The 22,997-nt window shown below is 73.4% G+C and carries 20 protein-coding genes, 1 tRNA gene and 1 pseudogene; 15 read left to right on the forward strand and 7 right to left on the reverse strand.

Annotated features, from left to right (window positions below; genetic code table 11):
* Window positions 1-4: 4 nt before the first annotated feature.
* Window positions 5-511, reverse strand: a complete 507-nt coding sequence (locus ABEA77_RS05855) for a DUF309 domain-containing protein (RefSeq protein ID WP_345642107.1) — start codon at window positions 509-511, stop codon at window positions 5-7.
* 85 nt (window positions 512-596) lie between these two features.
* Here ABEA77_RS05855 and ABEA77_RS05860 point away from each other — a divergent pair.
* Both ABEA77_RS05860 and ABEA77_RS05865 read left to right on the forward strand, forming a co-directional pair.
* Window positions 597-670: transfer RNA gene (locus ABEA77_RS05860), tRNA-Pro, on the forward strand.
* A 425-nt stretch (window positions 671-1,095) separates the two neighbouring features.
* Window positions 1,096-1,833 (forward strand): class I SAM-dependent DNA methyltransferase, encoded by a 738-nt coding sequence (locus ABEA77_RS05865; RefSeq protein WP_345642109.1) that lies wholly within the window; start codon window positions 1,096-1,098, stop codon window positions 1,831-1,833.
* 32 nt (window positions 1,834-1,865) lie between these two features.
* On the opposite strand, the gene ABEA77_RS05870 is transcribed toward ABEA77_RS05865, so the two are convergent.
* Complete coding sequence (locus ABEA77_RS05870; protein WP_345642112.1) at window positions 1,866-2,210, reverse strand: monooxygenase; 345 nt, start codon at window positions 2,208-2,210, stop codon at window positions 1,866-1,868.
* A gap of 222 nt (window positions 2,211-2,432) precedes the next feature.
* Between ABEA77_RS05870 and ABEA77_RS05875 the strand changes: the two genes are divergently transcribed.
* On the forward strand, window positions 2,433-2,984 hold the full coding sequence (locus ABEA77_RS05875; protein ID WP_345642115.1) for a helix-turn-helix domain-containing protein: 552 nt from the start codon (window positions 2,433-2,435) through the stop codon (window positions 2,982-2,984).
* A 62-nt stretch (window positions 2,985-3,046) separates the two neighbouring features.
* Here the strand turns inward: ABEA77_RS05875 and ABEA77_RS05880 are convergent, their stop codons facing one another.
* From ABEA77_RS05880 to ABEA77_RS33920, 3 genes are all read right to left on the reverse strand, one after another.
* The gene (locus ABEA77_RS05880; RefSeq protein WP_345642118.1) at window positions 3,047-3,820 is read right to left on the reverse strand and encodes a polysaccharide lyase family 7 protein; all 774 of its coding nucleotides are present in this window, start codon (window positions 3,818-3,820) and stop codon (window positions 3,047-3,049) included.
* Between the two features lie 278 nt (window positions 3,821-4,098).
* Window positions 4,099-6,252: an SMI1/KNR4 family protein gene (locus tag ABEA77_RS05885; protein WP_345642120.1), complete on the reverse strand. Its 2,154-nt coding sequence runs from the start codon at window positions 6,250-6,252 to the stop codon at window positions 4,099-4,101.
* Window positions 6,253-6,296: 44 nt separating this feature from the next.
* Window positions 6,297-6,881 (reverse strand): MDR/zinc-dependent alcohol dehydrogenase-like family protein, encoded by a 585-nt coding sequence (locus tag ABEA77_RS33920; RefSeq protein WP_425588203.1) that lies wholly within the window; start codon window positions 6,879-6,881, stop codon window positions 6,297-6,299.
* Window positions 6,882-7,142: 261 nt separating this feature from the next.
* Here ABEA77_RS33920 and ABEA77_RS05895 point away from each other — a divergent pair, with 261 nt between their 5' ends.
* The 5 genes and pseudogenes from ABEA77_RS05895 (at window position 7,143) to ABEA77_RS05915 (ending at window position 10,865) form a co-directional block, all read left to right on the forward strand.
* Window positions 7,143-8,834: a SpoIIE family protein phosphatase gene (locus ABEA77_RS05895; protein ID WP_345642125.1), complete on the forward strand. Its 1,692-nt coding sequence runs from the start codon at window positions 7,143-7,145 to the stop codon at window positions 8,832-8,834.
* 100 nt (window positions 8,835-8,934) lie between these two features.
* Window positions 8,935-9,800: pseudogene (locus ABEA77_RS05900) on the forward strand (glucose-6-phosphate dehydrogenase); the annotation flags it as partial.
* Between the two features lie 104 nt (window positions 9,801-9,904).
* Complete coding sequence (locus tag ABEA77_RS05905; RefSeq protein WP_345642128.1) at window positions 9,905-10,162, forward strand: hypothetical protein; 258 nt, start codon at window positions 9,905-9,907, stop codon at window positions 10,160-10,162.
* 46 nt (window positions 10,163-10,208) lie between these two features.
* Entirely contained in the window at window positions 10,209-10,415 is a 207-nt protein-coding gene (locus ABEA77_RS05910) for a hypothetical protein (RefSeq protein WP_345642198.1), read from the forward strand.
* A 72-nt stretch (window positions 10,416-10,487) separates the two neighbouring features.
* On the forward strand, window positions 10,488-10,865 hold the full coding sequence (locus ABEA77_RS05915) for an ATP-binding protein (RefSeq protein WP_345642130.1): 378 nt from the start codon (window positions 10,488-10,490) through the stop codon (window positions 10,863-10,865).
* Between the two features lie 289 nt (window positions 10,866-11,154).
* On the opposite strand, the gene ABEA77_RS05920 is transcribed toward ABEA77_RS05915, so the two are convergent.
* Complete coding sequence (locus ABEA77_RS05920; protein WP_345642133.1) at window positions 11,155-12,048, reverse strand: helix-turn-helix domain-containing protein; 894 nt, start codon at window positions 12,046-12,048, stop codon at window positions 11,155-11,157.
* A gap of 335 nt (window positions 12,049-12,383) precedes the next feature.
* Here ABEA77_RS05920 and ABEA77_RS05925 point away from each other — a divergent pair, with 335 nt between their 5' ends.
* The 6 genes from ABEA77_RS05925 to ABEA77_RS05950 all read left to right on the forward strand — a co-directional run bounded on the left by ABEA77_RS05925 (window position 12,384) and on the right by ABEA77_RS05950 (window position 19,930).
* The gene (locus ABEA77_RS05925; protein ID WP_345642135.1) at window positions 12,384-13,433 is read left to right on the forward strand and encodes an NAD(P)-dependent alcohol dehydrogenase; all 1,050 of its coding nucleotides are present in this window, start codon (window positions 12,384-12,386) and stop codon (window positions 13,431-13,433) included.
* Window positions 13,434-13,711: 278 nt separating this feature from the next.
* On the forward strand, window positions 13,712-14,983 hold the full coding sequence (locus ABEA77_RS05930; protein WP_345642138.1) for an ABC transporter substrate-binding protein: 1,272 nt from the start codon (window positions 13,712-13,714) through the stop codon (window positions 14,981-14,983).
* Between the two features lie 63 nt (window positions 14,984-15,046).
* On the forward strand, window positions 15,047-15,979 hold the full coding sequence (locus ABEA77_RS05935) for a carbohydrate ABC transporter permease (RefSeq protein WP_345642141.1): 933 nt from the start codon (window positions 15,047-15,049) through the stop codon (window positions 15,977-15,979).
* Window positions 15,980-15,995: 16 nt separating this feature from the next.
* Window positions 15,996-16,823 (forward strand): carbohydrate ABC transporter permease, encoded by an 828-nt coding sequence (locus tag ABEA77_RS05940; RefSeq protein ID WP_345642144.1) that lies wholly within the window; start codon window positions 15,996-15,998, stop codon window positions 16,821-16,823.
* Window positions 16,820-17,896, forward strand: a complete 1,077-nt coding sequence (locus ABEA77_RS05945; protein ID WP_345642147.1) for a LacI family DNA-binding transcriptional regulator — start codon at window positions 16,820-16,822, stop codon at window positions 17,894-17,896. The genes ABEA77_RS05940 and ABEA77_RS05945 overlap by 4 nt, the downstream gene beginning before the upstream one ends.
* Window positions 17,897-17,995: 99 nt before the next feature.
* The gene (locus tag ABEA77_RS05950; RefSeq protein ID WP_345642150.1) at window positions 17,996-19,930 is read left to right on the forward strand and encodes a glycoside hydrolase 5 family protein; all 1,935 of its coding nucleotides are present in this window, start codon (window positions 17,996-17,998) and stop codon (window positions 19,928-19,930) included.
* A 45-nt stretch (window positions 19,931-19,975) separates the two neighbouring features.
* Here ABEA77_RS05950 and ABEA77_RS05955 read toward each other — a convergent pair whose 3' ends face one another.
* Window positions 19,976-22,189 (reverse strand): MMPL family transporter, encoded by a 2,214-nt coding sequence (locus ABEA77_RS05955; protein WP_345642153.1) that lies wholly within the window; start codon window positions 22,187-22,189, stop codon window positions 19,976-19,978.
* Between the two features lie 188 nt (window positions 22,190-22,377).
* Between ABEA77_RS05955 and ABEA77_RS05960 the strand changes: the two genes are divergently transcribed.
* Window positions 22,378-22,997, forward strand: a 620-nt coding sequence (locus tag ABEA77_RS05960; RefSeq protein WP_345642156.1) for a TetR/AcrR family transcriptional regulator, incomplete at its 3' end; no start/stop codon positions are given.

The raw sequence follows: 22,997 nt of genomic DNA on the forward strand, positions 1-22,997 counted from the left end.
CGCGTCAGCCGAGCAGGCGCGGCGCCTCCGCGGCCGGGTCGCCCACCTGCCCGCCCGCGCCCACCCGGTCCGCGAGGCCGCGCGCCCACGCGGTGAGCCCCGGCAGGTCGAGGCCGTGCGCGGGACGCCCGTACGCCTCGACGACCGCGGCGCCCCGCAGCAGCAGTCGCTGCGCGCCCTTCGTGTTGCCGCGCGCCGCGTGCGTCAGCCCCACGGCGAGCTGCGCGAGCCCGCGCCACAGCGGCCGTTCCTGGTCGGGGCCCGACTTCCAGGCGTCCTCGAACACCTCGTGGGCGTGGAACGGCAGGCCCGCGTCGAGCAGCCGCTGCGCCTCCGCGACGCTTTCGGCGGGGGCGCGCACCACGCCCTCAGGCTGCCGCGCGACCCCGCGCGCCCCGTACGGCAGCGGCCTGCCGAGCCCGTCGCGTGGCCGCGCGCTGCGCGCCCTGCCCCCGGCGTCCCGGTCCCGGCCGCCCCGCGCGGCGCCTCCGGCGCCCTTCCCATGCTCCATCCTGCGATTGTCCACCCGTGCGGCTGCCCCGCGTGACCTGGGCGCCCTTCACCGTGCGGTATGGTTGTCCCGCGTGATCACGCACCGGGACGTGGCGCAGCTTGGTAGCGCACTTGACTGGGGGTCAAGGGGTCGCAGGTTCAAATCCTGTCGTCCCGACTCGTGAGAGTCGTCAGTGAGGGCCGGTTTCGGAACCATCCGAGACCGGCCCTCACGCGTGTCGTCGCGTCCGTGCCCCCGCGCGTACCAGCACCCGCCCCGGAGCCGCGGCGCCCCGTTCCCCACCTCCCGCCGAGCGCGGAACCCGGATGCCGTCCCGAGCCCCCGTGGCCGCCGGAACCCCGTCGTTCAACGCGCGTCCGCCACGGCGTTGAAAAGTTTCACGAAGAATGACTGGAATGTGGTTTCGGCTTAACCGGATCGCGACCTGACCAACCTTGACGTGACAGAAGGGAAGTTGCGATTGTCAGCGGCGGCGCCGGCGGGGCGACGCGGTGGCCCCCACGGCGTGCGGTGCCGCTCCGCCGGCGGGCGCCGGGAAATGTGTCGACAGGGGGCCGCGGCGGCGGGCAGGGTGGCCGACCGTGACGAGCAGTGAACTGTGGACCCGTGCACAGGCCGACCGCTACGACACCGGGGAGACCGAGATGTCCTCGGCGGCCGTCCTCGGCCCCACCCTCGACCTCCTCGCCGAACTGGCCGGTGATGGAAGGGCGCTTGAGTTCGCTATCGGTACCGGGCGCGTGGGCGTGCCGCTGCGGGGGCGCGGCGTGCGCGTCGCGGGCATCGAGCTGTCGGAGCCGATGCTGGCCGTGCTGCGCCGCAAGGCCGGTGAGGACGCACTGCCGGTGGCGCTCGGGGACATGGCGACGACCGTCGTGCCCGGCGAGTTCAGCCTGGTGTATCTCGTCTACAACACCATCACGAACCTGCTCACCCAGGACGAGCAGGTCGAGTGCTTCCGCAACGCCGCGCGCCATCTGCGGCCCGGCGGCCGGTTCGTCATCGAGCTGGGCGTACCGCCGCTGCGGTTCCTGCCGCCCGGACAGGTCGCGGTGCCGTTCGACCTCTCCGAGGGGCATCTCGGGTTCGACACCTTCGACCTGGTCGAACAGACGCTCACCTCCCACCACTTCACCCGGGACGGCGACGGTGGCTACCGCCGTGAGCAGTCCCGCCACCGGTACGCCTGGCCGGCCGAGCTCGACCTGATGGCGCGGATCGCCGGGCTCTCCCTGGAGCGCCGCCTCGGGGACTGGGACGGCGCGCCGTTCACCCAGGACTCCGCGAAGCACGTCTCCGTCTGGCGCACGCCGGCCTGACGCCCGGCTCGTGACGGTCAAGGATCCCTCCGTCAGGCGTGGTCGAGCCCCCGGGTGATGCGCGAGAGCGCGGGATTCACCCGGAACACCCGGCCCCTGATGTCCTCCGTACCCCAACTGCTCAGCCGCGCCGTGTGCTTGTCCAGGTAGGCCTGGGCGTCCTCGCGGGTGCTGAACAGGTAGACCCCGCCCGCCTCCCCGGCCTCGGGGTTCTCCGTCCACAGCTTCCAGACGAGTCCGGACTCCCCGGCGATGCTGTGCGCGAGTTCGGAGTACGCCTCGGCCATCTCCTCTCCGAACGGTCCGCCGGAGGGGAAGTCGACCTGCACCAGCCAGAGGGGCTCGGTGTGGCGTTCGTGGGTGTGCGTGATGGTCATCTGTCTCACCGCTCGCGTCGTGTCTGTCGGGAAGGGGCTCGTTCCGAACCCTGCATTCACTATAGTACGCACAACTTCAATTAAATGAACGCGGAGGTCGTGCCGCCCCGTGCGGCGGGGCCCGCCTCGTAGGATGTGCCGCAGGGCGCCTGCCGGTGCGCGCCCGGTGGTCTGCTGGAAGCAAGGGCGGGTGGGCTCATGGGCGGAGAGGGCGGGGCGGGAGTGGGGGAGCTCGGTCGGCGGCTGTCGTCGCTGCGCCGGCGGGCCGGCCTGACGATCTCCGCGCTCGCCGCCGCCGGCGGCGTGAGCCAGGGGCTGGTCAGCCAGATCGAGCGCGGCGCCGGCAATCCGTCGTACACCACGCTGGTCAAGCTCGCGGACGCGCTCGGTGTGCCCGTCGGCTCCTTCTTCGGCGGTGGCGAGGGAGAGCGGGAGCCCGCGGCCGTCGTCCGGGGGCGGCACCGCCGCAGGCTCACGGTCAGTGACGAGGGGCTCACCTACGAACTGCTGACCCCTACGATGAGGGGGAGCCTCGGCATGATGCGGGCCGAGATCCCGCCCGGCTACAGCAACGCGGCGGCGCCGTACCGGCACGAGGGCGAAGAGGTCATGCTCCTGACGCAGGGCACGCTTCAGGTCACCGTCGGGGGCCGGGAGTTCGTCCTTGAGGCCGGCGACTCGATCACGTATGACGCCTCCGTGCCGCACCATCTGCGCAACACGGGGGACCGGCCCGCCGTCATCGTCGGGGCGATGAGCCCGCCCTCCTTCTGAACCGGCTCCGCGCCGAAGGGGCCGCGCGGAGTGCGTCGCACGGCCCCTGCCGCCGTGGGCGGTCAGCTGTGGGCGACGGCCAGGCCGTAGAAGGCGACCCGGGCGCCGTTGGTGGTGCTGTCCGAGGAGGACTGGTTGTAGGAACCGGCCTTGAAGTACTGCTTGTAGGGGTCGAAGGACGACGGGATGGCGTAGTGCGTGGTGCTGCCGTTGACCGTCAGGTCGATGGTGTGGCCGCCTGAGACGCCGATGGAGTACGTCCATGTCTTGCCGACCGACACATGGCCGACCGTGTGCAGGGTCTGGCCGCCGGAGGGCGAGTTCTCGGTGCCCGCGACGATGTCGCCGTTGGAGTGGTAGTACAGCTCGATCAGCGGTTTGGTGGAGGAGCCGCCCGTGCCCAGGTGTATCTGGCCGACGCAGACGTTCGAGGTCACGGACACCACGCGCAGCGTGGCGCTCAGCTTGTGGCTGCCGCTCAGTGACCAGTTCGCCGCGCTGCCGTCCGGGTTCATCTCGCGCAGCTCGGAGCGCGCGTAGTTCGAGTTGGGGGTGGTGACGCCCTTCTCCGGGGCCCAGAAGGTCATCGCGCCGTCACGTGTGTCGGTGTAGAAGTACGAGTCCTGGAAGCCGTTCGCCCCCTGGAGCCGGGACGAGGGGATGGTGGTGGGGGACCCGGGGTTGCCGACCGGTTCCTGGAGCTCCCAGACCGAGAGGTTGAAGTTCCCGCCGGGAGCGACGCCGGGGTCGGCGGCGTCGGCCGTGCCGCCCAGCCCGAGTGCGACGGCGACGCCGGCCGCCGCGGCTGCGGTGAGGAGCTTGGAGTGGTGTTTCATTGTGGGGCCCTTCCGACGCTCGTTGTTCACCTACATGAATAAGGTCCAGTCCAATGAGGGTCTGATCTGAATAGCACGGCCCTCATGCCACGTCAACGAATCGCGCGCGACGGGGGCTTGTCTCCCCGGGTATCCAGGGGATTTGAGGTGGTGTGCGGCTGTGGGGCCGGGCGGCCGCGGTGCGGTGCGAGCCCCGGCGGCGCATGCGACGGGGCTCACGCGCGTTCATATGAGTGAATCTTCGGTGTGGGTGTGGGTGTGGGCGGTGCTCGTCCGGGTCACGCCGGCTGCGCGCCGCGCGGTGTGCAGACCACGGCCCGCGCCCGGCGCGGCGTCAGCACCGGCCGCAGCACCGGGTCGGTCAGCAGGACGACCGGCGCGACCTGATGCGGTGACAGCGGCCGCCAGGCGGGCAGCGCCTCCTCGATGACCGCCCACGCCTCGTCCGTCCGCCCGCCCCGCGCCAGCCCGCGCGCCGTTTCGAGGGCGGCTTCGAAGGCCGGCGGTTCGGGCAGTGGCGGGGCGTCGTACGCCGCGGCCCACGCCTCCCACGCGGGGACGGTCGCGTCGCCGGTGGCGTCGACCGGGAGCCCGGGGAACCCGGGCAGGGCGTCGGCGAGGAAGCGCGCCGACAGCCCCGCTGAGCCCGGCCGGGCCTGTGCCGCGCACCGCAGCAGCAGCGGCACCGCCTCCGCCCGGATCTGCTCCTCGCCGATCGCCTCCACCACGTGGCCGTGGTGCAGCACACCGCGCAGCTCGTGATGGGTCGCCCTGCTGTCGAGGAACGCCGAAAGGACCACCTTGAGATAGGAGGCGGCGCCCGACCCCTTCTCCGCGGCGCGCCCGAACGCGGCCAGCGCGTCGTCCACCTCGCCGCGCAGCGCCAAGTCCCTGCCCTGTGCCAGGAGTTCGTCCGCGCCTTCGGGACGCACCGGGTGGCCCTCCCTGCCCTGTATCTCCTCGAACGACTCACGCTCGCTCGCCACCAGCGCCGCGAACGACGCGTACCGCTCGCTGAGTCCGGGATACCAGCTGGCCCACACGTACGCGGCCCACTCGCCGTCGGGGGAGACGTCGCCCGGGTCGAGCAGCCAGTACTGGGCGTCGCCATGCCCGGAGACCAGCACGGCCCGGTCCATCAGAGCCCTGTCCTCCTCCCACTCGTCGTCGTCCTCGCCGCGGATGATCTCCCACGTCACGGGTTCCGCGTCGCGCAGCGGGGCCACGGAGTCGGTGCCCCGCAGCTCCCACATGAACAGGCTGATCCGGCCCCAGCCGTCCGACGCGGCGAGGAACGAGCGGTAGCTCGGCGGCAGCGGGGCGCCGAGCCGCTCCTCCAGGGCCGTGAGCCGCTCCTCGGAGGCGCCGGGGCCGCCGAGCCAGGAGGCGGCCCGCTGCTCGGGCGCGACCTCGTCCATCTCGCCCTCCTCAGCGACCCGCAGCATGTCCGCGCTGTACTCGGTGAGGTAGGCGCGCCACTGCTCGGCCGTGGTGAGCGCGGGGCCCGGGCGCTCGGCCGTGCCCTCGTACGGCACGGGAGGCCGCCCGGCCCGCCGCAGCTGGCCGGTGAAGGAGTCCGGGGCGGGCGGCTCGGCGAACAGGCGCACCCGGGAGAGCTGGGTGTGCGGCGAGCCCCAGTTCGCGACGATCTCCAGCCGGAAGTGCCGGTACGCGGCGCCCGCGCGCGCGGTCACGTCGAAGCCGCGCTCCTGGTGCCTGCCGGGGAAGGACTCCTCGGTCCGCTTGTCGAGCAGGGTCCATGTCAGGCCGTCCGCCGACCCCTTGAGAACCCACGAGCGTGGGTCGCGGTCCGGCGCGTCATTGGCCGAGGCCAGTGCGTAGTGCCGGACGCGGACCGGCTCGGCCATGGTGAAGTCGAGCAGATCGCCTTCCCCACGCCGGTGCGTGAGCCACTTGGCCGCGGTGTCGTCCAGCACGTTCTCCGCGACCTCGCCCGCCGCGGTGTGCTCGCCGCTCGCCGCCACCGCCCGTACCCGGCCGGTCAGTTCGCCCGAGGCCAGGGGCTCGCCCCGCAGGGTGACGCAGCCGCCGCCACCGGACGTGTCCGTCCAGGAGACGCGCACCACCGGAGCGCCCCCGTCCTCCACCAGCAGCCGCAACTCGCCCTCGCCCTCGGGACGCAGGGTGCGCAGGCGGTGCGGGACGCGCTCGGGCGGGTCCTCCTCGCGGTGCCCGCGCCAGGCGTACGAGGTGCCGTCCGCGGCGAGCCGCACACCGAGGAAGCCGCCCGTGTCCCGGTCGAAATCCACGGTGGCTTCCGCGCCGTCCCGGTCCCGCCAGCAGAGCTGGGCCAGCTCGACGGGGTCGCCGGGCGCGAACACCACCAACACCCCGCGGTCCGCCACCCATTCATGCCCTCCGGGCAGCCGGCGCTCCGTGCGGAAGGCGAGCGCCTCCGGTACTGCGGTCATGCTCTGCTCCTGACACTCCGTGATCGACTGCGGCACGGCCGATGCTAGGAGCCGCCACTGACAATCCGGTCGCGCCCGCCGTCCGGCCGCCGGACCAGGTGTGTCGGGTCAGGGCCGTTCGCCGGGCAGTAGCACGATCTTGCCGCGGGTGTGGCGTTGTTCGAGTTCGGCGAAGGCGTCGCGTACCCGTTCGAGCGGGTAGGCGGCCGCCACCGGGATCTCGATCCTGCCGCTCGCCGCGAGCCCGGCCGGCTCGGCCAGGACCGGGGCGGACTACCCCCCTCGGCGCTGCCGGTCGCACGGGCGCCGGTCTCGGCGGCCTTCGCGAAGGAGGTGACGGTCACGGTCCGGTCGGCCGGCACTCCCTGATCGAGGGCGAGTTGGACGTACTCGGGGCCGAAGAGGTCGACGAACGCGTCGATGCGCCCGGCCGCCCCCGCCTCCCCGGCCGCCCCCGCCTCCCCGGCCGCTCCGGGCCGTCCTGCCGTCTCGGACGCGGCGGCGGCGAGGTCCTCGGCGAGGCGGTCGCCGTAGGCCACGGGGACCACTCCGTGGGCCCTGAGCCAGGCGGCGTTGGCGGGGGAGGCGATGCCGAGGACGCGGGCGCCGCGCAGCGCGAGCAGCTGCACGGTGATGGCACCGACGCCGCCGGCCCGTGTCCGGGGCGCGGCCGGGGACGCGACGTGCCCGCGCGCGTACGGCGGTGGCCGGCTTCGTGATCAGTCCACCCGGCCGTAGCCGGACGTGCCCGCGCGCGTACGGCGGTGGCGCGAGGGGCCGCTCCCCGTCCCGCCGCTCGCCGGAGGCCCACACCACGACCGGCGCCAGGACGACGGGCGTAAAGTGGTGGAAGCATCAAAGGGGACATTTCGGGTGGCGTGGAGGCGCTCATGCATGATCTGGGGTCCCGCCGGTCCCACCGGTCCCGCCGGCTCGTGCCGCCGAGCGAGCTGGAGTCGGAGCTGCGCGCCGAGCTGCCCGGGGCGATGGCGAGCGGCGGGATGGGAGCGTTCCTGTGGGACGTGCGCTCCGGCGGCGTCTTCATGCACCCCGGGGCGCTCGCGCTGTTCGGCCTGACGCCCGAGGAGTTCGACGGGGACGTGCTGACGCTCGCCAGGCGGGTGGTGCCGCGGGAGATGTCCGGCCTCAGGCGGGCCGTCGTCGGCCCGGGAGGCCGCAGGTCAGGGCTGAGCTTCCACTTCAGGGCGTGCTGCCCGCCCCGCCGCGAGCACCGGTGGGCCCACGCCCAGGTGCAGGTCATCAGGGACGGCACCGGGGCGGCGGGGAAGGTCGTCGGGGTCCTCAGGGACGCGTCGGGGGAGCTCCAGGGCGCCGTCGACCAGGCCACCGCCGACACCGTCCGCCGCAGCCACAGCGATGTCGTCCAGGCGACGACCGCGGCCCTGGCCGACGCCCTGACCTCCGAGGACGTCTTCTCCTCCCTGACCGCGGAAGGGACCCTGGGCGCCGTGGGCGCCGCCGGTCTCGCGCTGACCACCTTCGCCGAGGACAGCGGCCACCTCCTCGTCACCAAGGGCCTGCCGCGCCACCTGTTCCGGGACTTCGAGACCACCGACATCCAGGACGCGCTGCCCACCGCTCAGGCCGTGCGGACGCAGCACCCCCTGTTCGTACGGCGGCAGGACGTCGCCGCACGGTACCCGGCCCTGTGGCCCCACATCGAGCGCACGGAGATCACCTCCATCGCCGTCACACCGCTGGTGGCCCAGGGGCACCCGACCGGAGCCCTGACCGTGCTGTACGAGGGGCGCACCAGCTTCACCACGCTCGACCGCGACCTGCTGCTCGCCACCGGCGCGGCCGTCGCCCAGTCGCTCCAGCGCGCGCGGCTGTACGACCAGGAGCACGCCGTCGCCGTGGGGCTCCAGCGCGCCATGCTGCCCGCCCACATCCCGCAGGTCGACGGCCTTGCCACCGCCGTCCACTACCAGCCGTCCAGCAACAGCCAGGAGGTGGGCGGCGACTGGTACGACGTGGTGCCGCTGCCCGACGGCGGCACCGGCCTCGTCGTCGGGGACGTGGAGGGCCACGACATCGACGCCTCGGCCGTCATGGGCCAGCTGCGCACCGCGCTGCGCGCCTACGCCTCCGAGGGGCACCCGCCCTCCGCCGTGCTGGCCCGCGCCTCCTCCTACCTCGCGGAACTCGACACCGAACGCCTCGCCACCTGCGTCTACGTCACGGTCGCGGTGGGCACGGGGGAGACCCTGACGGCTCGGGCCGGCCACCCCGCGCCGTTCGTGCGGTACGCGGACGGGCGCGTCGCGCAGCTCGACGCCGACGGGGGCCTGCCCCTCGGCATGCAGGACCCCGCGGGGAGCGTGCCGTTCCCGACCACCCGCCACCGCCTCCGTCCCCGCGAGACGCTGCTGCTGTGCACCGACGGCCTGCTCGAGTCGCGCGGGCGGAGCATCGACACAGGGATCCGCCGGGTGCGGGACGCCCTGCGCGCGGGCCCCGCGGAACCGGCCGCGCTCGCCCGCCACATCGTCGGGGCGGTCGCCGACAGCCGCGCCCAGGAGGACGACGTGGCCCTGCTGCTCGCCACGCTGACCCCGTAAGGCATGAACCCGGCCGGCCCCGGCGTGCCCGGTTTGCCGCGGAGGTCCCCGAGCACCCGCCGGGTACAGCGAAGCGCCCCAGGGAGAGCGAGCGAAGCCGATGTCCCCTGCCGACACGTCCCTCCACGCCCCCGGCGAGCCCTGCGTCCTCGTGGTCTTCGGAGCCACCGGCGACCTCGCGCGCCGCAAGCTTCTCCCCGGCCTGTACCGGCTCCACCGGCACGGCCTGCTGCCCGAGCGCTTCGCGGTCGTGGGCTCCGGCCGGCACGCGCCCGGCTCGGACGACGACTTCCGCGCCCTGGCGGCAAACGCGCTGCGCGAGCACGTGGGGGACGCCTTCGACGACGCCTCCTTCCGGGACTTCGCCCCGCGTCTGGCCTTCCGGGCCTCGTCCGCGGACGGCGGCGACGACCTCGCCGCCGCCGTCCGCGAGCGGCAGGCGGAACTGGGGGAGGGGACGAGGACCCTGGTCCACCTGTCCGTGCCGCCCGCCGCGATGCGCCCCGTGACCGGCATGCCGGGCCGCACGGGCATCGCCCGGGGAGCCTCGGTCGTCGTGGGGAAGCCGTTCGGCGAGGACGAGGAGAGCGCCCGCGCCCTCAACGCGGCCGTGCACGAGGCCTTCGCCGAGGACCGCGTCTTCCGCGTCGACCACTTCCCCGGCAAGGAGGCCGTGCAGAACATCCTCGCCACGCGCTTCGCCGGCGGCCTGCTCGAACCGCTCTGGTACCGCGACCACATCGCGTACGTGCAGATCGACGTCCCCGAGGAGATCGGGATCGAGGGCCGCGCCTCCTTCATGAATCCACCGGCACCTTCCGCGACATGATCTCCACCCACCTGTGCCCGCTCCCCGGCTTCACCGCCCTGGAGCCGCCTGCCGCGCTCGACGCGTGCGACCTGCGGGCCGGGAGGCACAGGCTGTACCGCGCGATGCGCCCCCTCGACCCTGCGGAGGTCGTCTTCGGGCAGTACGAGGGGTACCGCGACGAGGAGGGCGTCGACCCCGGCTCCCGCGTCGAGACCTCGTCGCCCTGCGCCTGTGGGTCGACAACTGGCGCTGGCACGGCGTGCCCTTCCTGCTGCGGACCGGGAAGTGCCTCGGCGCGACGCGGCGGGTGGTGGCGGTCGGCTTCCACCGGCCGCCCCGGGCCCTGTTCGCCGTCGGGGACGGCGCGGACCTCCCCGAGCCGGTCTTCGAGCTGACGGACGAGCCGGCGGTGCGCCTGGAGGTGCGGGCGGGGGAGCCGGGCACCCGGATGCGCGTGGGCCGGGCCGCCGTGGAGGCCCGCCTCGACGAGGTGTTCGAACGGGCGCGGCCCCCCTGAGGCGTACGAACGGCTGCTGCTCGACGCGCTCCACGGCGACCAGACCCTGTCCACCGGGGCCGCCGAGATCGAACGGCTCTGGCAGGTCTGCGCCCCCGCCCTGAGCGACCCGCCGCGCCCGCTGCCGTACGCCAGGGGGACCTGGGGCCCCCGCGAGGCGCCGGCGCTCCCCGGTGAGCGCGGCTGGCGCGTACCCGAGGTCGTGAGCCCGGGGCCCTGCGGCCCTCATGGCCGGGTGCCGCCGTCCCGGTGATCCCGTCCTGACGTCTGGAGTGCCGCCCGCCGGCGCGGGCACACGGCCTGTGAGCCGAGCCCGGGAGGTCAGATGCTGACACTGCGGTCCGACGAGGCGTCCCTGGCGGACGCGCGCGATCTCGTGGGCGTCTACCTGGAGGACCACTGCCGCGGCGTGGACGGGCAGTCGGTGCGCCTCGTCGTCAGCGAACTCGTCACCAACGCCTTACGGCACGCGGGAGGCGCGTGGACCCTGGAGGTGGACAGGCGGCCGGGACTGCTCACCGTCGGGGTCAGGGACGAGGACGGCACACCGCCCGACGCGCGGCCCCTGGCGCTTGACGGGCGCGGCGGCCTCGGCCTGCACATCGTCGAACGCCTTGCGGGCCGGGTACGGGTCACACCGGCGGCGCAGGGGAAGACCGTGAGCGTGTGGTGGCCCGTCCTGCCCGCGCAGCGGGGAGGCTGACTCGGCCCCGTGTCCTGGCTCAGATGACCTGGCTCAGACACCGGCCGCGACGTAGCGGCGTGATGACGTACTCGCCGCCGTGGGGGGCCTGCTCGCCGTGCTCGCGAAGCGTCCGCATGACGGTGGCGGGGAGGGGCGCCGGCCCTTTGTCGCCGGCCCTTCTTCGCTCCCGTGGTGATGACGAACCGTTCGGCGATGTCGCGCGGGCTCGTCCCCTGGCCGCCCACGTCCAGGTGGAGGGCCGTGGACAGCACGGACTCGTCGGGGGTGCCCGCGCCGCCGCGCGGTGTCAGCCCGCGACCACGCCGGCGCGGGACGCGTCCGCGCCCCAACTCGCCAGCAGCCTCAGCGACTCGGCGGAGGGCGAACCCGGCTCCGCGTGGTACAGGAGCAGGGTCTGGCCGGGGTCGTCCGGCAGCTTCAGAGACTCGTAGGAGAGTTCCAACTCGCCTACCAGCGGGTGGTCGAGGCGCTTCCTGCCGTAGCTGCGCTCCGGCACCTCGTGCGCCGCCCACAGCCGCCGGAAGTCGTCGCTCTTGACGGACAACTCGCCGACGAGCGCCGACAGGTCGGGGTCGTCGGGGCAGTAGCCCGCGTACATGCGCAGCGAGCTCGCCGTCTCCGCGGCCTTCGCCTCCCAGTCCGCGAACAGGGTGCGCATGGCGGGGTCGAGGAAGACGAGCCGCGCGTAGTTGCGGTGCTTCTCCGGGACGGCGGTGAAGTCGTGGAAGACGGCGGCTGCCAGCCGGTTCCAGGCGAGGATGTCCGTCCTGTTGCCCAGCACGTAAGCGGGCACGAGCTGCATGGACTCCAGCAGCGCGCCGAGCGCGGCCCGCGGGTGCTGCGGCAGCACCTGCACCTTCTTCCTGCCGTGCCGCTTCGGCTTCGCCACGTGCATCAGGTGCTGCGTCTCGGCGGGCGACAGGCGCAGTGCGCGGGCGATCGCCTCAAGGACGCCCGCCGAGACGTTCTGCGCGTTGCCCTGTTCGAGCCGTGTGTAGTACGCCACCGAGACGCCCGCGAGCTGCGCCAGCTCCTCCCGGCGCAGCCCCGGCACCCTGCGGTGCCTGCCGATGTCGGGCAGACCCACGTCGCAGGGCTTGAGGCGGGCGCGCCGGGTGCGCAGGAACTCGGTGAGTTCGGCCTTCGGGTCGACGGCGCGGTGTTCGGACTGCTCGGTCATACGTCCCAGTATGGGTCCGGCCGCGCCGGAGGCGTACGCCCGCGAACCGGCCATGGCCGACGGCCGACCCTCCGCGGCCCCTCGCCGCCCGGACGCAGTGCCGGCCCTCGCGCCGGTGTGCCCTGCCGCACCCGCGTCCCGCCCGGCGCGGTGCCGGAGAGCGCCGGGCGGCATGGGGCTGACCTCCGTATTCCCGGACAGCCGCCGTGAGCGTGTGCCCGCTGGTGGTACGCACGGCGAACGTACGCAGAACAGAGGTCTGGGCGGCCACCGCGTGGCGCGGCAGGGTGGGAGAGGCCATGAACACTCCCTCTGCTCTCTGGAGAAACCCGGGAATGACCACTCTCTCTGTCGTGCCCGCCTACGCCGTCCCCGCGCCGAAGGCGCCGCTGGAGCGCACCACCATCGCCCGGCGCCAGGTCGGCGCACACGACATCCTGATCGACATCAAGTTCGCCGGAATCTGCCACTCCGACATCCACCAGGCGAACGAGGGCTGGGGCGAGGCCATCTTCCCGATGGTCCCCGGCCACGAGATCGCCGGTGTGGTGACGCAGACCGGATCCGCCGTGACGCGCTACGCGGTGGGCGACCGGGTCGGCGTCGGGTGCTTCGTGGACTCCTGCCGTGCGTGCGAGTACTGCGAGCAGGGCCTTGAGCAGTACTGCCTGAACGGCACCGTCGCCACGTACAACGGCCGCGAGAAGAACGGCGAACCGACGTACGGCGGCTACTCCACCCATCTCGTCGTCGACGAGAACTACGCCGTCCGCATCCCCGACGCGCTCTCCCTCGACGTGGCCGCGCCCCTGCTGTGCGCGGGCATCACCACGTACTCCCCGCTGCGGCACTGGAACGCCGGGCCCGGCAAGAAGATCGCCGTGATCGGCCTCGGCGGCCTCGGCCACATGGCCGTCAAACTCGCCCACGCGATGGGCGCCGAGGTGACGGTCCTCAGCCAGACGCTGCGCAAGAAGGACGACGGGCTGCGGCTCGGCGCCGACCACTACTACGCGACCGGCGACGAGTCGGTCTTCTCCGAGCTGCGCGGCCGCTTCGACCTGGTCCTCTCGACGGTCTCCGCGCCGCTCCCGATCGACGCCTACCTCAGGCTGCTCAAGGTCGACGGCGCGTTCGTCAACGTCGGCGCCCCCGAGGAGCCGAACTCCGTCAACATGTTCTCCCTGATCGCGGGCCGCAAGTCGCTCGCGGGCTCCTCCATCGGCGGCATCCGCGAGACCCAGGAGATGCTGGACTTCTGCGCCGAGCACGGCATCGGTGCCGAGATCGAGCTGATCCGCGCCGACCAGATCAACGAGGCGTACCAGCGCGTCGTCGGCAGCGACGTGCGCTACCGGTTCGTGATCGACACCGCCACCATCTGAACCCGGGGGCCCGAGGCCCCGCCCCGCCACCCCGACAGGGGGGCCGGAACGGCTCCGGCCCCCCCCGGTTCGGGGTGGCGGGGCGCCGGGCGGGCGGCAGCGCCGGTCGCGAACCGGGGGGTTGACCGGCGACGAAGCGCGGTCGTACAGTGCAGCCACCTCGCTGGTATATCGATTAACCAGCGGGGGCTGCCCCCGGGTCCTTCTGTCCTCGACCCCCTCTCTCCCCAGGCTGGAGGCGTTCCGCCGTGCCCCGACCGACGCGTGCGCGCCCGCCGATGAGCCGGCGGCGTCTCCTCACGGCGGGCTCCGGCCTCGCCGCCGCGGTGCCCCTCGCCGGATGCGGGGCCGCCCTCGCGGGCGACGGCGCGGGCCCCGACACGCTGGTCGTGCACACCCAGCTCGGGACGACGGCCGCGGGCTCCGCGACCTATCTCTCCGCCGTCGCCGACTTCCACAGGGAACACCCCGGGCTCACCGTCAGGAACCTCGTCAACGGCGACGACCTCGCCCAGGTCTACGAGACCTCGCGGCTGGCACGCAAGGAAGCCGACGTCGTCATGGTCAACCTCTACGACAAGACGCTGGCCTGGACGGACGTCGGCGCGACCGTCGACGTGGCGCCCTACCTCGACGACTGGGGGCTGCGCGGGCGGATCCTGCCCCAGGCCCTGCGCGAGTGGACCGACCCGAAGGGACGCCTGCGCGCCTTCCCCTACTTCGCCACCAACTGGCCCGTCGCGTACAACACCCGTCTCCTGGAGCGCGCAGGCGTCTCGGCCGTCCCCACCACGGAGAGTGAACTCATCGTCGCCGCACGGGCGTTGAGGGCCAAGGGCAGCATGCCCGTGACCGTGGGCGGCGAGGACTGGACCGGGCAGAAACTGCTCGCGCAGACCATCCAGACCTTCCTGCGGGCCGACGAGGCCGTACACGCCTACAGCACGGGCGACTTCGGCAGCCGGGGCGCACGCGAGGGCATCGAGTACTTCGTCCACCTGCGCGACGCGGGTGTGTTCGCCGACAAGGCCCAGGGCCTCACGTCCGACTCGATGTTCACGCAGTACAACACCGGCCGCGCCGCCGTAGAGTCGGCCATGTCCTCCGCGCTCGCCCAGGTCCCCGCGGGCATCGCGAAGCACACCGCGGTCGGCGGCTTTCCCCTGGCGCCCGGCGCCGTCCACGCCCGCCCCACCGCGCTGCGCACCTACACCCTGATCGCCTTCTGGATCAGCCCCAACGGCACCAGGAAGACCGACGCGGTGGAGAAGTTCCTGCGCTTCATGTACCGGCCCGACACCGTCGCCCGGTTCATCACCGAGGCCGGGCGCGACATGGCGGTGAGGTCCGACGCGCTCGCCACCCGCTTCCCGCTGGTCGCCGCCGCCGCGCGGCTCGGCGACCGGGTCAGCGACGTCGTACTGCCCGACGTCCATGTCCCGCCCACCGCCAACCAGCCGCTGATCACCGCCACCAGCACCGCCTTCACCCCGGGCACGAGCGCCGCCCGCGTCAGGGCCGCGCTGGAGTCCGCGTACCGCCAGAGCTGACCCGCCCGCGCGGGCCGCCCGCCGTACCCGCAGGCCCCAACACGCCCCCAGGGGAGCCCACTCATGACGATGCCGTCCTCGATCCCGGCCGCGCCCCGCACCGCGCGCCGCCCCTCGCCCCCGGGGCCGCGCGGCGTGCGCCGCCAGGGCGGCGCGGTACTCGCCGTGCCGGCCCTCGTCTGGTACGCCGTCTTCATGCTCGGCCCGATGGCCGCGATGTTCGTCATCGCGGCCCTGCGCTGGCCCGGCATGCTCCAGCCGGTGTCCTTCGCCGGCCTCTCCAACGTCCGCACCGTCCTCGGCGATCCGGTCTTCTGGGACGCGGCGCGCAACACCGCGGTGCAACTCGCCGTCGCCCTGCCCGTGATGATCGTCTGCGCGTACATGCTGGGCTACTACGTGGTCCAGCGCCCGCCGGGCCACCGGATCCTGCGCTACCTGCTGTTCATCCCCGGACTCATCTCCACCTCCGCCAAGGCGATGGTGTTCTACGCCGTCCTCTCGCCCGACGGCCTGCTCAACGGCGCGCTCGGCGCGGCCGGCCTCGGCTCCCTTGAGGACGCCTGGCTCGCCTCCCCCTCCACCGCGCTCGCCTGCGTGATCCTGCTCGACGTCTGGAGCGGCATCGGCTTCACCGCCGTGCTGTTCGCCGCCAGGCTCGGCAGCGTGCCGGGGGAGATCGGCGAGGCGGCCCAGCTCGACGGCGCCGGCCACTGGCGCACCATGTGGCGTGTCCACTTCCCCGTCATCCGCGACTACGTCGGGGTGGTGACGATGCTCCAGTTCCTGTGGACCCTCTTCGACTCGGCGCAGAACGTGCTGCTGCTCACCCAGGGCGGGCCCGGGTCGTCCTCCACGACGCTCTCCTTTCTCGTCTACCAGAAGGCGTTCATCGCGGCCGACCTCGGCTACAGCCAGACCGTCGGCGTCGTCCTCTTCCTCGTCGGACTCGCCGGGCTGCTCACCATCCGGCGCGCGTTCCGGCCGGCCCACTGACGCCAAGGAGGCACCCGTGAAGCTCCGGAAGTCCTGGCTGCCCGCGCACGTCCTGGCCTGGCTGTACGCGCTGCTGCTGCTCGTCCCGCTCTACTACCTGCTGGTGTCCGCGTTCAAGACGAACGACCAGATCTTCGCCGCGCCGTTCTCACTGCCCACCTCCCTGTCGCCGCGCAACTTCGGCCACGCCTTCACCACCGCGGGCCTCGGCTCCGCGATCGTCTCCTCGGCGCTGGTGACGGCCGTCGCGCTGCTGGTCACGGTGGTGCTCGCGGTGCCCGCCGCGTTCGCCGTGGCCCGCTCGGAGGGCGCCTTCGGCGCCGCGGCCGAACGGATCTTCTCGCTCGGCTTCCTGGTGCCGACGTTCGCCGCGCTGTTCCCGACGTTCCTGCTCGCCGCGGCCACCGGCCTCTTCCACACCCGGCTGTTCATGACGCTGTTCCTGCCCGCGACGGCCCTGCCGCTCGCGGTGGTGATCCTCGTGCAGTTCATGCGGACGATCCCCAGGGAGATGGAGGAGGCGGCGCGCCTCGACGGCGCCACCACCCTCGCGCTGCTGCGCCACGTCTACACGCCGCTGTGTCTGCCGGGCATCGCGACCGTGGTGCTGCTGAACTTCCTGTCCTTCTGGAACGAGTACCTCTACTCGCTCGTCATCATCGGCCCCGCCCCGCACCAGCGCACCGTCCAGGTGGCGCTGCCCACGCTGCGCGCGCTGACCGGCACCGACTACGGGGTCCTGACCGCGGGCACGGTCCTCACGCTGATCCCGGTCTGGGTCGTCTATACGGTTCTCCAGAAGCGCATGCAGCAGGCACTGGTCAGCGGGGCGGTGAAGATGTGAGCGGCAGTCAGGCATCGGGGGAAGCGGGCGGCGGGCGGCCGCCCCGGGGCGGCACACGGCCCACCATCAAGGCGGTCGCCGCGGTCGCAGGAGTGTCCACCGCGGCCGTCTCCCAGGCCGTCAACGGCACGGGACGGCTCTCCGAGGCCACCCGCGACCGGGTGCTCGCCGCCGCCGCCTCGCTCGGCTGGTCGCCCCACGCGTCCGCGACCGCACTGCGCAGCGCCCGCACCCGCACCTTCGCGCTCGTCGTGCGCAGACCCACCGACGTGCTCGGCGCCGACCCGCACTTCGGCGAGCTGATCACCGGCCTCGAAGGCGAACTCGCGCCGCGCGGCTACGGCCTGCTGCTGCATCTGGTCGCGGGCCCCGAACAGGAACGCGCCCTGTACGAGCGGCTGGCCGCCGAGGGCCGGGTGGACGGCGCCGTCCTCACCGACGCCCGCGCCGACGACCCCAGGCCCGAACTGCTGCTCCGGCTCGGTCTGCCCGCCGTGCTGCTCGGAGCTCCCGACAGCGGCCTGACCGTGCCCAGCGTCGGGCTGCCGCGGCAGGGCGCGGGTGTCAGGGAAGCCGTCGAGCACCTGCTGCTGCTCGGCCACCGTCGCATCGCGTACGTCACCGGGCCCGCAGAACTGCTCCACACCCGGCTGCGGCTCGCCGCCTTCCGCGACGCCCTCGCCACCGCGCGCACCGAACCCGCCGACGTGCTGGAGACGGACTTCTCCGAGGCGGCGGCGCTCACCGCGACGGAGCGCCTGCTCACCGCCGCGGAGCGGCCCACCGCCGTCGTCTACGCCAACGACTCGATGGCCGTGTGCGGCATCGGCGCGACGCTGCGCGCCGGGCTGCGCGTCCCCGAGGACCTCTCCGTCGTCGGCTACGACAACCTGCCGCTCGGCCGCTGGATGCACCCCCGCCTCACCACCGTCGACCAGCGGGTGCAGGAGGTCGGCGCCGCCGCCGCGCGGGCGCTGCTCGCGCGGTGCGGGGAGGACGCGGAACCGGCCCCGCCGACCGGACCGCCCCGGCTGGTGGTACGGGAGTCCACCTGCCGGGCCCCGGGACCCTGACCGCACCGAGCGCCAACGGACCCGGGTGCCGCACCGGCACACCGCCCACGCCGCACCCGGGCCGGGGGGCACACCGCACGCACCGAGGAAAGAACCCGTATGCGACGCCACACCGCCCACCTCACCCACGACGACGCCGTCCTGCCCTGGCTCGGCGCCAACTTCTGGTCCCGCACGGGCGGGCCGCTGATGTGGCGGGACTACGATCCGGAGGTGGTGCGCCAGGAGCTCGCCGTACTCGGCGACCACGGCCTCACCATGACCAGGTCGTTCTTCTACTGGCCCGACTTCCACCCCGAACCCCACCGGATCGACGAGGAGTTGTGCGACCGCTTCCGGGACTTCCTGGACGCGCACACCGAACGCGGCATGGCCACCGTGCCCACCTTCATCGTCGGCCACATGTCGGGCGAGAACTGGGACCCGGCCTGGCGGGGCGGGCGCGACCTCTACGAGGACGTGTGGATGGTGGGCCGCCAGGCGTGGTTCGTCCACCAGATGACCCGCAGGTTCAAGGACCACCCCGCCGTGACCGGCTGGCTGATCAGCAACGAGATGCCCGGGTACGGGCGCGTCTACCAGGTCGACCCGCCGTCGAGCGACGTCGTCACCGCCTGGGCGCAGGCCATGTGCCACGCGGTGCGCGCGGCCGGCGGCACCCAGCCCGTCTCGCTGGGCGACGGCGCCTGGGGCATCGAGGTCACCGGCAGGGACAACGGCTTCTCGCTGCGCGACACCGCGGAGTACGTCGACTTCGTCGGCCCGCACGTCTACCGCTCGGACACCGACCGGGTGCGCCAGCACTACCGGGCCGCCTTCGAGTGCGAACTCGCCTCCGTCACCGGGCAGCCCGTGGTGCTTGAGGAGTTCGGACTGTCCACCGACACCGTGTCGGCCGACGCGGCGGCCGTCTACTACCGGCAGACCCTGCACAACTCGCTGCTGGGCGGCGCCACCGGCTGGATCGCCTGGAACAACACCGACTACGACGCGCTGTGGGACCGCTCCCCGTACGACCACCATCCGTTCGAGATGCACTTCGGCATCACTGACGCCGAGGGACGCCCCAAGCCGCCGCTGCGTGAACTCGCCGCCTTCGCCGAGGTGGTGACGGCCACCGACTACGCGCGCTGTCATAGGGCCGACGCGGACGCCGCACTGGTGGTCCCCGCCTTCCTCGAACGCGGCTACCCCTACAGCCGCCCCGCCGACCGGCCGCTGATCTTCTCCTCGCTGCACCAGGCGTACGTGGCCGCGCGCGCCGCCGACCTGCCGGTCGCGCTCACCCGCGAGGCGGACGGCCTGCCGGGCGACGCGGCGCTGTATCTGCTGCCCGCCACCCGGCAGTTCACCACCAGGACCCGCAGGGAGCTGGAGCGCAGGGCGCGCGCCGGCGCCACCGTCTACCTGTCGTTCTGCTCGGGCGAGCACCCCGGCACCCGCGGCCCCTGGTTCGACGGACTCGACGCCCTGTTCGGGGTGGAGCACCAGCTCACCTACGGGGTCGCGGAGCCCGTCGAGGACCGGGAGCTCGTCCTCACCTTCACCGCCGACTTCGGCGGCATCGCGGCGGGGGAGACCCTGCGCTTTCCCGTGGCGGGAAACGAGGACAGCCGTGCGTACCTCCCGGTGGAGCCGCGCGGCGCCCGGGTCCTCGCCACCGACGCGCACGGCAGGCCCGCCCTGCTGGAGTACGCCATGGGCCGCGGTCGCACCGTCCTCGCGACCTACCCGATCGAGCACATGGCGGCGCGCACCGCGCGGGTCAACCCGGACGAGACCCACCGCCTCTACGCGGCCCTCGCCGAGGTCGCGGGCGCCTCCCGGCCGGTCACCGTCGACTCGCCGTTCGTCGGGGCCGACACCGTGCGGCACGAGGACGGGCGGAGCTTCGTGTGGCTGGTGAGCCAGAGCGGCGCCGAGGAGACGGTGCGCCCCCGCGCCGGGGCCGCCCTGCGGGAGCTGGGCAGCGGCGCGCCGGTCGACGAGGTCACCCTGCCGCCGTACGGCGTGCGCGTCCTGCGGCTCGGCTGAATGAGCCGGGGGCGCGGCCCCGTCCGCCGCGCCCCCGGCCGCCTGTCACCGGCCCCGCGAGACCTCGCGCTCCCGGCCGTCCGCGGCGCCGTCCGCCGCCAGGGGCGGCAGCCCCCGGCCCTCGATGTCCACCGTCGGCAGGATCCTGGCCAGCCACTTCGGCAGCCACCAGGCGGCCCGCCCGACGAGCGCGAGGACCGCGGGCACCAGGGTCATCCGCACCACGAAGGCGTCCACCAGCACACCGAAGGCCAGGGCGAACGCGATCGGCTTCACGATCGCGTCGTCGAGCGTCACGAAACCGGCGAACACCGCGATCATGATCAGCGCCGCCGCCGTCACCACGCGGAAGGCGCCCGGCGCGCCCCGCCTGATCGCCTCCTTCGCGTCCCCGCCGTGCGCGTACTCCTCGTGGATGCCGGCGACCACGAACACCTCGTAATCCATGGCGAGTCCGAACAGCACGGCCATCAGGATCACCGGCAGGAAGCTGACCACGGGACCCGTCCTCGTCACGCCGAGCACGTCCGCCAGCCAGCCCCACTGGAAGACCGCGACCACCGCGCCGAAGGCGGCGGCCACCGAGAGCAGGAACCCGATGGTGGCCTTGAGCGGCACCACGAGCGAGCGGAACACGATCAGCAGGATGATCAGGCAGAGCCCCACGACGACCGCGGCGAACGGCACGAGCGAGGCGCTGAGCTTGCTCGACACGTCGACGTTGACCGCGGTCGTGCCGGTCACCGCGAGCGAGACGCCCGAGCGGTCCCGCACACCGTCCGCGTAGTCGCGCACCGAGTGCACCAGGTCCTGGGTGCCCTGGGCGTCGGGCGCCGTGGCCGGCACCAGCTGGAGCACCTGGTCGGTGCGGGACGAGGTGGGCTGCGGCGGGGTGACCGCGGCGACGCCCGGCAGCTTCTTCAGGTCCGAGGCGACCTGGGTGAGTTCGGAGCGCGCGCCCCTGGCGCCGCCGCGTGCGTGCGCGGTGTCGGCGAGGATCAGCAGCGGCCCGTTGAAGCCGGGGCCGAAGGCGTCCGACACCGTGTCGTACGCCTCGCGTTGGGTCGAACCCTGGGGCGCGGAGCCGTTGTCGGGCAGCGCGAGCTGCAACTCCCTTGCCGGGATGGCCAGTACGACGAGGGCGGCGACGCCGGCGAGCACCGTCACCAGGGGCCTGCGCGTGGTGGCCCTGATCCACCGGGCGCCCATGGCGGGCCTGTCGCTGCGCTCGCGGCGCGCGGCGCGCGAGGTGGGCTTCGGCACGAGCCGCCGTCCCGCGAAGCCGAGCAGCGCCGGCAGCAGGGTGGTCGCGGCGAGCACCGCCACCACCACGGTCACCGCGCCGCTGAGTCCCATCACGGTCAGGAACGGGATGCCGACCACGGAGAGCCCGGCCAGCGCGACGACCACGGTGAGCCCGGCGAACACCACCGCGCTGCCCGCCGTGCCGAGCGCCCGTCCCGCGGACTCCTCGACCTCCATGCCCCTGGCCAGCTGCGAGCGGTGCCGGGAGAGGATGAACAGCGTGTAGTCGATGCCCACGGCGAGGCCCAGCATCACCGCCAGGGTGATGGCCGTGGACGAGATCGAGAAGACATGGGTGAGCAGCATCAGGCCCGAGAGCGCCACGGCCAGCCCGCCGATGGCGGTGACCAGCGGCATCCCCGCCGCGAGCAGCGAGCCGAAGGTGATCACCAGTACCACGAGCGCCACGACGACGCCGATCACCTCGGTGGAGCCGATCTGCACGCCCCGGGTGCCGAAGACCGCGCCGCCCACATGCGTCGTGAGCCCCGCCTTCTCGGCGGGCTCCGCGGTGTCCCTCAGCGCGTCGAGGCTGCTGGTCTTCACGGCGGGCGCCGAGACCGCGTACTGCACCTGCGCGAGCGCCGTCCGCCCGTCAGGGGTGACCGTGCCGGTCTTCTGCGGCGGGATCACCGCCCCGACCTGCGGCGCGTGGGCGGCCTCCCGCAGCGTGGCCTGCATGCCGGCCGCGTACGTCCGCTCGGAGAGCCGGTGGCCGGGGGGAGCGGTGAAGACGATCTGCCCGCTCACACCGCCCGCCGCGGGCTCCACCTCCTTGAGCCGGTCGAGCGCCTGCTGCGACTGCGACCCGGGGATGGAGAACTGCTCGTCGAGGGCGCTGCCCGCCACCCCGAACCCGGCGACGATCGCCGCGAGCGCGGCCAGCCAGATCGAGAGCAGAAGCCGTCGGCGGCGGAAGGAGAAACGTCCGAGACGGTAGAGAAGGCTCGCCATGCTGGTTCTCCGGGAGTGTTTACGGGTGCGGTGGCGTACGGGCGTTCAGGCATACAGGCGGACGCGCCGGATGTCATGTCTGACATCCGGGCCTACGCTAACACTCGTGTCAGACCTGACATCGACCCCCCTGTCAGATCTGACATCTGTCGCGGGACCCCCGCTGACCGGCGTGCGAAACTGTCCGCGTGACGGATGTGGAACGGCAGGGCGGCCGAGAGACCACGCGCGCGAGGATCCTCGCGGCGGCGCTGCGCCTCTTCGGGGAGCAGGGCTTCGAGGCGACGACCATGCGTCAGATCGCCGACGCCTGCGCGCTCACCGAGCGCACCGTGTACCGCTACTTCCCGTTCAAGGACGACCTGGTGCTCGCCGAGGTCCGCGGGCTGATCCCGATCCTGCGTGACCTCACCGCGGGCCGCCCGCGCGAGGAACGGCCCTTCACCGCCGTGTGGCATGCGCTGCGCACCCTCCAGCACCGGCATCCGCATGTCATGGGCCTGCTCGTGCGGGACATGGGTGAGCGGCTGCTCGACAAGTCGGGGCCCGGCATGCACCGCATGATCGACGAGTTCTGCGAGGGCCTCGCCGACGGGCTGCGGCCCCGGCTCGCGGGAGCCGCCACGCCGACCGTCCGCCTGCTCTCCCTGCCGTGCGCCCCCTGCCGGGACCTGGAGCGGCAACCGCCCGCGGCCGGCCGGGAAACGGCCCCTGACGCTGCCGCGTCCCCGCCCCCCGGCGCTGTGCTGCCCCCACCCCCCGACCCTGTGTCGTCCCCGCCCCCCGGCGCTGTGCTGCCCCCCCCCCC

It is taken from the genome of Streptomyces tremellae, from assembly GCF_039540215.1.
GTDB lineage: Bacteria > Actinomycetota > Actinomycetes > Streptomycetales > Streptomycetaceae > Streptomyces > Streptomyces tremellae.

Excerpts from the sequence above, each read along its gene's own strand:
- ABEA77_RS05855 (WP_345642107.1), bottom strand. The coding sequence starts at position 511 with ATGGAGCATGGGAAGGGCGCCGGAGGCGCCGCGCGGGGCGGCCGGGAC.
- ABEA77_RS05870 (WP_345642112.1), bottom strand. The coding sequence starts at position 2,210 with ATGACCATCACGCACACCCACGAACGCCACACCGAGCCCCTCTGGCTG.
- ABEA77_RS05880 (WP_345642118.1), bottom strand. The coding sequence starts at position 3,820 with ATGAAACACCACTCCAAGCTCCTCACCGCAGCCGCGGCGGCCGGCGTC.
- ABEA77_RS05885 (WP_345642120.1), bottom strand. The coding sequence starts at position 6,252 with ATGACCGCAGTACCGGAGGCGCTCGCCTTCCGCACGGAGCGCCGGCTG.
- ABEA77_RS05895 (WP_345642125.1), top strand. The coding sequence starts at position 7,143 with ATGCATGATCTGGGGTCCCGCCGGTCCCACCGGTCCCGCCGGCTCGTG.
- ABEA77_RS05915 (WP_345642130.1), top strand. The coding sequence starts at position 10,488 with ATGCTGACACTGCGGTCCGACGAGGCGTCCCTGGCGGACGCGCGCGAT.
- ABEA77_RS05920 (WP_345642133.1), bottom strand. The coding sequence starts at position 12,048 with ATGACCGAGCAGTCCGAACACCGCGCCGTCGACCCGAAGGCCGAACTC.
- ABEA77_RS05925 (WP_345642135.1), top strand. The coding sequence starts at position 12,384 with ATGACCACTCTCTCTGTCGTGCCCGCCTACGCCGTCCCCGCGCCGAAG.
- ABEA77_RS05930 (WP_345642138.1), top strand. The coding sequence starts at position 13,712 with ATGAGCCGGCGGCGTCTCCTCACGGCGGGCTCCGGCCTCGCCGCCGCG.
- ABEA77_RS05935 (WP_345642141.1), top strand. The coding sequence starts at position 15,047 with ATGACGATGCCGTCCTCGATCCCGGCCGCGCCCCGCACCGCGCGCCGC.
- ABEA77_RS05950 (WP_345642150.1), top strand. The coding sequence starts at position 17,996 with ATGCGACGCCACACCGCCCACCTCACCCACGACGACGCCGTCCTGCCC.
- ABEA77_RS05955 (WP_345642153.1), bottom strand. The coding sequence starts at position 22,189 with ATGGCGAGCCTTCTCTACCGTCTCGGACGTTTCTCCTTCCGCCGCCGA.